Source organism: Actinocrinis sp. (genome assembly GCF_035946395.1).
In the GTDB taxonomy this organism is placed as follows: domain Bacteria; phylum Actinomycetota; class Actinomycetes; order Streptomycetales; family Catenulisporaceae; genus Actinocrinis.
The window spans coordinates 1-10,943 of sequence record NZ_DASYZI010000059.1 but is presented as its reverse complement, the minus strand read 5'-3'; the positions used below and the strand labels follow the sequence as shown (position 1 = coordinate 10,943).

Genomic DNA, 10,943 nt, shown 5'->3' with positions numbered 1-10,943 from the left:
GTGTCCAGCCGCGCGGCCAACTGGTCGTTGGTGACGACCACGCCGGGCAGCCAGCCGCCGAGTCCGGCGATCACCGCGGCCGGGACGACCGCAGCGCGGCGTCTGCCGCCGGGCTCTGTGTTATCGAACCCTGTGTTGCCGGACCCCGCATTGCGGAACCTCGTGTTGCTGAGCTCCGTGCTGCCAGAGCCTGCGTCGCTGAACCCTGTGTTGCTGAATCCCGTGTTGCTGGACTGCGTGCCGCCGGACCTCGTGCCGCCGAGCCCTTCATCGCTGGACCCTGCGATACCGGTCGCCGGGGCGGTCACCTCGGCTCCAACTCGTCCTCGATGCCCATGTAGGCCATGCGCACCGCGGCCATCTCGTCGGTCCACTGCTCGGCGATGTCATAACGCTGCTGCGGTGTCGTCTCCAGGATCGACTGGCCGGGCCAGACCTCGTAGCCGGCCAGCAACTGCCGGTGCTCGGCCATGCCCTGCTGGAAGAGCTCCTCGCGGTGCATGACGAACGGCCGGTCCGGGATCTCGTCCCACAGTGCCCGGCCGGCGCGCAGGATCTCGGCCAGCCGCGGCCGGTACTCCGGGTGCGCCAGCAGGTGTTCCCTGATGATCGAGCTGCCGACCGTCAGATGCCTGATCTCGTCGATGGCCGCGCCCCGGGCGATCTGTGAGGCGGCCGGGTCGAGCCGGTCCCACTTGCGCTCGCTCAGCTCCGCGGCCGGGGCGAGTACGCCCTCGATGATGATCGCGAAGACCGCCACCGCGCCCGGGAAGTCCGCGTCGTCGCGGGCCACCTTCAGCGCGAACCGCTCGACCGGGTCGAGCACCTGCGCGGTGTACTCGGCGGAGATCTCGTCGATGTACGGCAGCAGGCGGTCCTGCGGGATGCCGAGGTCGACCAGGTGCTGGCGGAACACCCGCGAGTGCCTGGCCTCGTCGATCAGCTGCGTCGCGTAGAACTCCAGCTCCGGGATGCCCGGCGCGTTGGCGACGTAGTGCGCCAGGATCCGGGTCGCCTTCTCCTCGGCGACCGAGCGGAATCCGAGTTCGAGGATCAGCGCGTCACGCAGCGGGCCCGGCTCGCGCATGTGGTCCGGGGTGAGCGCGGTCGCGTCGTAGCCGGTCTCCGCGCGGCCGAGCAGCGTGCCCTGGGCCACGCCGCGCAGCCAGTACGCGAGATTGCACTGCTCCGCGGTGAGCGTCAGCGTCTTGGCGCCGTCCAGCAGGCCGGGCGCGGTCTCCCAGCCGGTCTCGACGGGGATCGGCGCCTCGGTCGTCCCGGTGCTGATCGTCCCAGTGCCGATCGGCTCAGTACTGGCCGCCCCTGTCGCGGCTGTCGTAGTCGTGGCGATGGACATCTCCGTACGTCCCTTCGGTCTTCGGTCAGTCGAGGGTGGTGATCCCGGCCGCAGCGGTCGCGGGCGCCCTGCGGCGGGCCACGTCGCGCAGCTCCACGCCGTGCAGCCGGCTGTCGAAGCCGAGCAGCGGGCCGCCGACGCCCGCGGATCCGCAGAGCACCTCGGCCAGCAGGATGCTGTGATCGCCGCCGGGGTGGCTCGCGGTCGGCCGGCAGTCGAGCCAGGCCACCGCCCCGCGCAGCAGCGGCGCGCCGGAATCCGGGTCCGGTTCCCAGTCCACCGGGGCGAACTGGCCGTATCCGGCCGGGCGGTCCGGGTCGGCGAACCAGTCCGCGATCGGGGCCTGCCGGTCCGACAGCACGTTGACGGCGAACCGGCCGGCCTGCGCGGCCAACTCGGCGAAGGCCGAGCCGGTGCGCAGGCACACGCAGATCAGCAGCGGGTCGCGGGAGACCGCGGTCACGGCGCTGGCGGTGGTCCCGTGCACACGGTCGCCGTGCACGGCCGTCAGCACCGTGACACCGGTGGCCAGCCTGCGCACCGCGGCACGCCGCAGCCGGTCGTCGACCGCCGCCTCCAGGCAGCGCGGCCCGGAGGCGGAAGCGTCCGGCGCTGTCGTCTTCAACTCTGTTGTCTTCAACTCTGTCGTCTGCGACTCTGTTGTCTTCAACTCAGGGGTCTTCATCGGACCGGTTCGGGAGTGCGGTGCGGGACGGCGGCCGCGATCTTCTTCGGGTCGCGGGACAGGGCGCTGATGAGCCGCTCGTAGGCCTCGTTGTGCTCCGGCTCGAACGGCAGGCCGAAGGGCTTGAGGAAGTTGCCGAACAGGCCCCGGTCGCCGAAAAGGTGGAACGGGATCGCCAGCAGCGCCCACTCCGGTTTGACCAGCCACATCCACAGGCCGATCACCGCACCCTGAGTGACCATGCTGTGCATCGTGTTGTAGGCCACGTAGTAGCCCTTGCCGATGCGGTGGCCGGGCGCGCGCTGGTAGGCGATCGCGCCCGGGATGTAGCCGATCAGGTCGATGTACAGGAACAGCCCGACGGCCGGCCACCAGCGGATCTGGTGGAAGTGCGCGACGCCGAGCCCGATCACCACGGCGAAGGCGACCAGGTACTCAAGCCGGTGCAACCGGTAGGTGGTCGGGGTCTCGAACGGGTTCGCGTGGTCCATGGCACGCCTCCGAGGCGGATGAGTGGATAAGTGTCAGAACAGTGCGGTCAGTGCGGTCAGTGCGGTCGCTTCGGCGCGCGCGGTCACGAACCGCCGGCCGCGGGGGCGAGCTCGACCGTCCCGGCGAAGTCGACGTGCTCGAACAGGCCCACCAGGGCCCAGGCCACCGTCTCCCGGATCACCCGCTCGGCGATCGGGTCGAGGATGCCCTCCAGGCTCGGGATGCCGAAGTCGAAGTCGGCCTCGAACCGGACGGCCGTGTCAGCGCCCTGCCGGGTGATGCTCCAGGTGCCGGTGAAGGAGTCGAAGTCCCCGGCGTCCTGCTCGAACACGATGCGCAGCGCCTCGCGGTCGAAGCTCTCGGTCTCGCTCCAGCGCAGCAGGCCGCTGCGGAAGTGCAGCTCCCAGCTCGACCTGCCGGTCGGCTCGGGCAGGCTCTGGTGCACCTTCGCCGACTGCACGTGCGGGGCCAGGTCGGGGTACCGCTCGAAGCGGACCACGTTCTCGAACACGGTCTCGGCCGGCGTCGCGGCGACCACCGCGTCCAGTTCCACCCTGCGCATCTGTCAACGACCGCCTTCCGGCATCCGGGCACTGTGACGGACCAGGTCTCGGCAGGCCCGGTCCAGGGCCGTCAGCAGCAGGTCCTCCTGCTGCTCGGTGAGGATCGCGGGCGGGGTGAACCGCACCACGCTGCTGCCGTTCATCGAGTGGTTGGCGACCACACCGTGGTTGAACAGCTCGATCAGCAGCTCGCCGGCCAGGCCCGCCTCGACCAGCTCCACGCCGATCAGCAGGCCCTGTCCGCGCACCTCTTTCACGAGGTCGGGAATGGTGTTGCGCACTACCCCCTCGACCGCCGGCAGCAGCCGGCCGCCGAGCCGCAGCGCCCGGGAGACCAACTCATCCTGTTTGATCGCGTCGACCGCACCGCGCACCGCCGCCATCAGCAGCGGCGAGCCGGAGAAGGTCGCGGTGTGCACGTAAGGGTCCTTGTCGAACGGCGAGAAGGTCTCCCGGTTCGCCAGCGCGGCCGAGACCGGTGCCACGCCGCCGCCGAGCGCCTTGCCGGCCAGCAGCACGTCCGGGGTGATGCCGTACAGGTCCGCGCCCCACCACTCGCCGAGCCGGCCCATGCCGGACTGCACCTCGTCGAGAATCAGGAAGCCGCGATACTTGCGCACCAACCGCTCGACCTCGCGCAGGTAGCCGTGCGGCGGCAGGATGACGCCGCCCTCGCCCTGCACCGGCTCGACGATCACGCACACCTCGCCGGGGTGCGCGGCCAGTTCCGCCTCCAGCGCCGCGACGTCGCCGAACGGGACGTGCGCCACGTCCGGCAGCAGCGGCCTGAACGGCTTCTGATACACCTCCTTGGCGGTCACGGACAGCGCGCCGAGACTCTTGCCGTGGTAGCCCGCCCGCATCGAGACCAGCCGGCGCCGGCCGTTCGCGCGGGCCAGCTTCAGCCCGGTCTCCACCGCCTCGGCGCCGCCGAGCCCGAAGTGCACCCGGTTCAGGCCGCCGGGTACCACCGACGTCAGCGCCTCTGCCGCGCGGGCGACCGTCGGTTCCAGCAGGATGCGGGTGGCCACCGGATGTGTCTCAAGCTGGCGGCGTACCGCGTCCATCACCACCGGGTGCTTGGCGCCCATGATGAAGACGCCGTAGCCGCCGCAGTTCAGGAAGCGCTCGCCGTCGCTGGTCCACAGCCAGGCGCCCTCGGAGGCGACCTCCATGTGGCTGCCGAACAGCTCGGCCACCGTCGCGCGGCCCTTACTCAGGTGCGCGCGGTAGAGGTCGAGGATCTGCGCCTCGGTGTCCGGCGAGGCCGCCAGGGCGGTCCCGTCGGCGGTCGTGTGCGGAGAATCAAGGTACGTAGTCATCGTTGCGGTTCCCGTCGGTGATCAGGAGAGCAGCAGCGGGCCGCCGGCCGCGTAGTCGACCAGCGCCTGGGCGGTGCTGGTGCGCGACGGCGGATGGAAGGCGAGCGGACGCGCCGCGGACCCGAGGTACGCGACGTCCGGCGAGGTGATGAACGCGATGCCGCCGAGCAGTTCGATCGCGAGGTCCGCGGCGCGGTTCAGCGCGTCCTGGACAGCGAAGCGGGTCAGCAGCACCGAGGCGACCGCCTCGTCCCCGGCCAGCCCGCCGGCGACCGCGCGCGCGACGCCCTCGTTCATCGCGACGGCGGCCTCGATCCCGGTGACCAGCGCGGCCCGGTCGGTGACGCTGCCGCGGCCCCGTTCGAGCACCCGCTCGACCAGGGCGCTGCCCACGCCGATGTAGACCGAGGTGATCAGCAGCTCGAACCAGACGAAGCCGGCCGTCTGGAGGTCGTCGAGCCGGCCCGGGTCCGCCGCGGTGGTGCGGATGACCAACTCCTCGGGCACGTGCACGTCCCGCAGCCGCACCTCGTCGCTCTCGGCGGCGGCCAGGATGCCGCTGCTCCAGAACGGATGCACGCTGATCCCGGGGGTGTCGGACGGCAGCAGCAGCACGGCCAGCGACGGATCGCCGTTCTCGTCGGGTACTGACACGCTCGCGGTCAGCAGGTCCATCGAGGCGGACAGGCTGCACGGCTTCTTCGAGCCGTTGACGAGGTAGCCGCCGCCCGGCGCGGCCGCGGCGGTGACCGACGGGTTCAGGATGTTCTGCTCGGTGCGCCCCTCGGCCCAGCCGGAGGCCAGCAGCAGGCCCTCGGGCGCGACCCGGCGCAGCAGTCCGAGCTGCCGCGCGGTCAGCCGCTCGGCGCCGTGGGCCAGCTCGAACAGCATCGCGGCGGTGAAGTGGTGCATGCACGCCGCGGCGCCGAGCGAGGGGGACAGCGAGCCGATCGCCCGCATGACCCGCACCGCGTCCAGCGGTCCGGCGCCGTGCCCGCCGTACTCGGCCGGCACCAGCAGGCCCGGCCCGCGGTGCGCGCGGAAGGCGCCGACCGCCGGGCCGCCCGGCGCCTCAAGCTCGGTCAGCGGGTACCCGGCCAGCGTCTTGACCAGGCCCGGGTGGTGGTTCTCACAGGTGTCGCGTGCCGTGTCCAGCGAACGCATGTCCAGGTCCTCGGTTCGGTAAGGGTGCTCACGTCAGGGAACGGGCGCGTCAGACCTCGAAGGCTGCGTCAGACTTCGAATGCGGCTGTGCGCGGCGTGGTGCCCGCGCCGATGCTCACGCCCTGTAGGTGCGAGGTCTTGAGGATCGGGTAGTTGGCCTCGCCGAAGGCCCCGCCGGTCAGCCCGGTGCCGCCGTGGCTCGGCAGGTAGGGCAGGAAGCCGATGTGCGAGTCGTTGATCTTCAGCAGCCCGCCGTTGCGGATCTCGACGATGCAGCGCTCGATGACTTCCGCCGAGCCGGTCCACAGCGAGTTGCGCAGCCCGTACTCGTTGGCGTTGACGAACTCGATCACGGTGTCCAGCAGCGCCTCGTCGCCGTCGGCCGCCTCGGCCGGCCCCGGCACGATCACCGGCAGCAGCGGGAAGAACGTCTCGTGCCGCACCACGTCCAGCGCGCGCGCCTTGGTCAGGCCGTCGACCCGCAGCACGGTCGGCTCAAGGAACACCCCGGTCTGCGAGGGCGTGCCGTCCAGCTCGACGCGCCGTCCGCCGGTCACCAGCGCCGCGCCGTTCGCGGTCGCCGACTCCAGCAGCGCGAAGAACTTCTCGCTGCGGCGCACCGGGGAGAGCAGCACCTCCTCGTCGTCGGGCAGCCCCGGCCGGATCGCGGCGACCTGCTCGCGCACCCGGGCCAGCAGGCCGTCGGCGACGTCGGGGTGTACGACCACGTAGTTGGGCACCATGCAGATCTGGCCGGAGCCGAAGAAGCACTCGGTGATCGCCTCGGCGGCTTGATCCAGGTCGGCGTCCTTCCAGACCACCAGGCCGTCGTTGCCGGCCAGCTCAAGGATCGGCTTCTTTCCGCGGGCCACGCAGTCCTGCTCGAAGCGCAGGCCCTCCTGGCTGCCGCCGAAGTAGAGGATGTCGTCCACCAGCGGGTGCTCAAGCCAGCGGTCCAGGATCTGCCGCGGCTTGCCGCAGATCACGTTGAGCGTTCCGGCCGGCGCGCCGAGCTGCGCCAGCAGCGGCACGACCAGCTCGCGCAGGATGTACATGGTGCTCAGCGCGATGCTGCGCGGGGCGCGCACGACGACCGCGTTGCCGGCCATCAGCGCCAGCACGGCCAGCGCGGAGCTCGGCGCCGGGGCGTTCTGCGGCGGGTTGACGCACACCACGCCGTCGGGCTGGCGGCGCACGATCAGCCGCCGCCCGGCGTACTCGAACTCGGTGTGCATCTGCTGCTCGTACCAGGAGATGCTCGCGTCGCTGAACACCTGGAGCAGGCAGGTCAGCTCCCAGCGGGCCAGCTTTCGCGGGTGGGCCTCGGCGACCAGGATGTCCAGCAGCTCGTCCTGGCGCAGCAGTAGCTGCTCGCGGAACATCCGGCCGAGCCGGATCCGGTCGGCCAGCGGCACCGCGGCCCAGCCGCGCACCGCCCTGGCCGCCGCCTCGGTGGCCGCGTCGATGTCGGCGCCCTCGACGACGGCGCAGCGGCCGACGACGTACGGGTGCCGGGCGGCCGGGGAGTCCGGGTCCGGGTCCTGCTCAAGGGCCCGCTTGAGGCTGACGCTGGTGAACACGTCCTCCAGCAGGGATTTCGAGCTGACCGTGTAAACCCAGCCGGCGCCCTCGACGTCCTTGTCCCCGATATAAGAGGGGTAGCTCAGCAGCTTCGCCTCGGGCGGGGCGATTATTCCTACCACTGTCGTGATTCTCCTCGGGCAGCGGAAAAGGGAGCGCGCACCTGCGGCCGGGTTTTCGGAAACCCGGAGAACTTCTGCTTTCGGCATAACCGATTTACAATTCGATCCTGCCAGCACAATCTGACCCGGTGCTGACACCCATCTGACCGGATGGGATTCGGAACCCGGTCACGGCGTCTTCAAAGCCGTTTTCAGCAATGCGGCCAGTCGGCGCGGCGTGGCTTCGCGCAGTGCGGCGCAACCATCGGCCACCTCCGGCGGACCGCCGACCGCGAGGTACTTCTCCCGCACGAGTTCGCGGTGCCGTGCCCGCGTCTGCGGGCCGATCGCGCCGATCGGGATGTCCCGCCGGCGCACGATGCTGCGTCCGTCGGTGAGCCGCACGGTGACGCGGGCACCGGTGTGCTTCGTGGCTTCCAGGAAGTCCTTGCGCGGCGGGTCGGGCGTGCCGAGCAGTTCGACCGCCCGGTCCCCGCCGAAGCCGCGCACCCAGTTCTTCGCCCGGTCCCCGGCCTCCCGCAGCGCTTCGCCGAACGGCGCCTCGCTCACGAACAGGTCGCGGGTCATCTCCTCGTCCTGCGTCAGACGCACGCGCTTGGCCAGCTCCCAGCGTTCCGGGTCGTCGACCGCCGGAGCGGCGAAGTCGGCGACCGTCAGACCGCCGGTGAGTAAAGCCGTCGCGACGGTGTAAGGAATCGACAGCGGTAACGCGCTGGTGGGTGCATCCGGCCCGGTGACGTAACCGTTCGCCACCCTGCCGACGTACTCCGTGTACAGCGAGGCCTCGACGAGTATGTCCTCGACCTCGCTCGCGAGCAGGCCGGGCAACTCCGCGGCCATCTCGATCGCGCAATCCACCGCGGCGTCGATGCCGGGACCGCCGGGCCGCACCTTGAACGAGAACGTGTCGGTGTGCCATCGCTCGCCGAACCCTGCGACGACCGTCTCGGGCAGCGGCACGGTCGCGAAACGCGCCAGGAAGCCGTCCGGATGCTCCAGGATGTCCGCCGCGCCGACCATGCCGGCGGCCGCCGCGTCGCAGGCGTCCATCGCGGTCTGCACCGGGCCGAACGCGCCCAACGCCCGCGCGTCGCTGCCGATGTATCCGCGAAAAAGCGTCCACGGCGGCGCCGCGAGCGCGAGGCCGATCGCGTCCACCCAGCGTTGCGCTGGCGCGCCCTCGCAGTGCAGCCGTCCGGCGGCGGCGCCGACCAGGCTGGTCTGCACGGCGGTCTGGCCGCGAAACGGTCCGAGCGTCGAGGCGGCGGTGATACGCGCAGCGCACTCGTTCGCCGCGACGATGGCCGTGAGCAGCGCCTCGCCGTTAAGACCGAGTGCGGGCGCGTACGCCAGCGGGACGGTCACAGTCGAATTGGACAGGTGCCCGGCGTACGCCGTGTCATCCAGGTTCAGCCATGACCCGAGCCCGGCCAACACGGCTGCGGCCCGGCGGCTCTCCGGCTGCGACGGCGTCCCGAAGGCGCGCACCAGCTTCCGGCCGAGCGGATGGGTCCACCCGGCGCGGATCGCGGCGAGCTGGGAGAGCACCTGACTGGCCGCCAGGTCCAGCACCCGGTCCGGCACGTCCTCGGGGCGCAGCTCGGCGGCCCACTCGGCCAACTCCTCTACCAGCGTGCTCATTCGGCCAGGTCCTTCCCGTTGATGCGCGCGGGCGCGCACAGCGTCGGCAGCGCGCCCGGCAGCACGTCCACGGTGAAGCGCGGGCCGATTCCGGCCTTGAGCTCGCCGTCGTGCTCGAAGCACAGCGGCGCCCCGTCGATGCGTTCGATCACGACCTGCCGGCCCTGGCCGTAGTACACGCCGGGCAGGCCGATGTGCTCGGCGTTGCGCAGCAGTCCGGGCACCTCGACCGCGTCGACCTCGGCGCCGACGACGCAGACGTCGAGCAGGCCGTCGTCGAGCACTGAGTGCGGCAGCACGGTGTACTGCCAGGCGCGGTACGGGCCGCCGCCGACGTTCGCCAGCACGGTCTTGCCCTCGTGCAGCACGACCCCGTCCACGGTGACCCGGCCCTCGTACGGCGTGTACCGCGCGGCGGCGTGGTCGAGCGCGGCGGCCAGCCTGGCGCGTCCGGTCAGCGGCACTTCGCGCGCGGACTCCAGCACCTTGGCGGTTAGCCCGGCGCCGGCGCCGAGGACGACGAGCTCTTCGAGCTCTGACACCCTGGCGAGGTCGAGCCGCGTGACCGTTCCGGGCAGCCCGGCCAAGCCTGCTTCCAGCGCGTCCTGCCACGGCAACTCGCCCCAGTGCGACCGGTAGTTGGAGTTGCCCGTCCCAGCCGGCACGACGAACAGCGCCTGATCGAACGAGCGTGACATGGTGTTAACGGTGTTGATCGAACTGCTGTCATGCGAGCCACCGTGCCCGACCAGACCCTCGACCACCTCGCTCACGGTGCCGTCGCCGCCGACCGCCACCACTACGCCGCGCTTGCCCTCGTCGGCTGACTGGGCTACGTGCCGACGTACCTCGGCGGTGGCGTCGCCTCGCTTGGTCGTCCAGAACGTGCGCACCGCCGGAAGATGACGCGCGGCGATGCGCGCCGCCTCTTCGACGATTGCTTCGCTCACCGTCCCCGCCGCCGGATTGGCCACGATCAGACACTGGCTTGACTTCATCATGAACATCAGCATCGGATATCGATCTGATGCACCGCTGACCGTGTGCTGACAATTGGGACCGATCCGGGCCGAAAAAGCGGCGCCGCGCTTGCGGGTCCTCTCCTGCTCTGGCATACCAGGGGAAGACGAGCGAACAGGAGAGTGCGATGACGGACACGCTGATATCCGCCGAGTTCGTCCTCAGGGCGATTCAGGAATACACCGGCTCGGAGAATCCGAGCGCATTCCTGGCGGTGAACGAGGGAAACGAGTACTTCACCCTGCCGGACCGGCCGGGCGTGGTGGTCTACCGCACCACCTCGCGCCGCCTGGTGCAGCTGGGCGGGCCGTTCGCTCCCGAGGAGTCGTACCTGGACCTGCTCAAGGCGTTCCGCGCGCACGCCGACGAGCGCGGTCTGCCGATCGTCGCGGTCCAGCTCCAGGAGCGCGACGCGAAGCTCTACACGCAGCACGGCTTCACGGTCAACCAGATCGGCGCCTCCTACGCCGTGGACCTCGAAGGGTTCACGCTGGCCGGCACGCGGTTCATGCAGCTGCGCAACAAGATCTCCCGCGCGCTGCGCAACGGGCTGACCGTCTTCGAGGCCGACTACGCCGACTACGGCGACGCGATGCGCGCGGTGGACGGCGTCTGGCTGCCCAGCAAGGGCGAGCACGCCACGCAACTGGAGTTCCTGGTCGGCCAGTACGGCGGCGAGATGCAGAAGCACCGGCGGCTGTTCGTCGGCACCATCGACGGCGAACTGGCCGGGTACATCTCGTACTCGCCGGTGTACGGCTCCCGCTCCGGCTGGATGCACGACCTGAGCCGCCGGCGCCCGGACAACACGCCCGGGATCATGGAGGCGATCAACAAGACCGCCATCGACACGCTGCGCGCGGAGGGCGTGCCCTGGCTGCACTTCGGCTTCACGCCGTTCACGACGCTGCGCGACGAGTGGGAGCAGCCCGGCTACAGCCGCGCCTACAACTGGTTCATGCACGTGCTCTGGGAGCACGGCGCCGAGGTCTACCC

Annotated in this window: 10 protein-coding genes and 1 pseudogene; 1 reads left to right on the top strand and 10 read right to left on the bottom strand. The window is 70.8% G+C overall.

What is annotated here, in order from left to right; genetic code table 11:
* The 10 genes and pseudogenes from VGS97_RS03780 to VGS97_RS03735 all read right to left on the bottom strand — a co-directional run.
* Positions 1–308: pseudogene (locus VGS97_RS03780) on the bottom strand (hypothetical protein); the annotation flags it as partial.
* Positions 305–1,357 (bottom strand): hypothetical protein, encoded by a 1,053-nt coding sequence (locus VGS97_RS03775; RefSeq protein WP_326851758.1) that lies wholly within the window; start codon positions 1,355–1,357, stop codon positions 305–307. The gene VGS97_RS03775 and the pseudogene VGS97_RS03780, both read right to left, overlap by 4 nt.
* Before the next feature lie 25 nt (positions 1,358–1,382).
* Positions 1,383–1,982: a flavin reductase family protein gene (locus VGS97_RS03770; RefSeq protein ID WP_326851757.1), complete on the bottom strand. Its 600-nt coding sequence runs from the start codon at positions 1,980–1,982 to the stop codon at positions 1,383–1,385.
* 56 nt (positions 1,983–2,038) lie between these two features.
* The gene (locus VGS97_RS03765; protein ID WP_326851756.1) at positions 2,039–2,533 is read right to left on the bottom strand and encodes a hypothetical protein; all 495 of its coding nucleotides are present in this window, start codon (positions 2,531–2,533) and stop codon (positions 2,039–2,041) included.
* Positions 2,534–2,616: 83 nt separating this feature from the next.
* The gene (locus VGS97_RS03760; protein ID WP_326851755.1) at positions 2,617–3,096 is read right to left on the bottom strand and encodes a type II toxin-antitoxin system RatA family toxin; all 480 of its coding nucleotides are present in this window, start codon (positions 3,094–3,096) and stop codon (positions 2,617–2,619) included.
* 3 nt (positions 3,097–3,099) lie between these two features.
* Positions 3,100–4,419 carry an aspartate aminotransferase family protein gene (locus VGS97_RS03755; protein ID WP_326851754.1) on the bottom strand — a complete coding sequence of 440 codons (1,320 nt, stop codon included), beginning with the start codon at positions 4,417–4,419 and terminating at the stop codon, positions 3,100–3,102.
* 21 nt (positions 4,420–4,440) lie between these two features.
* Positions 4,441–5,583 (bottom strand): acyl-CoA dehydrogenase family protein, encoded by a 1,143-nt coding sequence (locus tag VGS97_RS03750; protein ID WP_326851752.1) that lies wholly within the window; start codon positions 5,581–5,583, stop codon positions 4,441–4,443.
* Positions 5,584–5,651: 68 nt separating this feature from the next.
* The gene (locus tag VGS97_RS03745) at positions 5,652–7,286 is read right to left on the bottom strand and encodes an aldehyde dehydrogenase (RefSeq protein ID WP_326851751.1); all 1,635 of its coding nucleotides are present in this window, start codon (positions 7,284–7,286) and stop codon (positions 5,652–5,654) included.
* Between the two features lie 168 nt (positions 7,287–7,454).
* A complete protein-coding gene (locus VGS97_RS03740; RefSeq protein WP_326851750.1) occupies positions 7,455–8,927 on the bottom strand; it encodes an MmgE/PrpD family protein in 1,473 nt (490 codons plus the stop codon).
* Positions 8,924–9,928: a diacylglycerol/lipid kinase family protein gene (locus tag VGS97_RS03735; protein WP_326851749.1), complete on the bottom strand. Its 1,005-nt coding sequence runs from the start codon at positions 9,926–9,928 to the stop codon at positions 8,924–8,926. Before VGS97_RS03735 ends, VGS97_RS03740 begins: the two co-directional genes overlap by 4 nt.
* A 146-nt stretch (positions 9,929–10,074) precedes the next feature.
* On the opposite strand from VGS97_RS03735, the gene VGS97_RS03730 reads away from it, so the two are divergent.
* A partial coding sequence (locus VGS97_RS03730) for a DUF2156 domain-containing protein (protein ID WP_326851748.1) occupies positions 10,075–10,943 on the top strand: 869 nt, incomplete at its 3' end.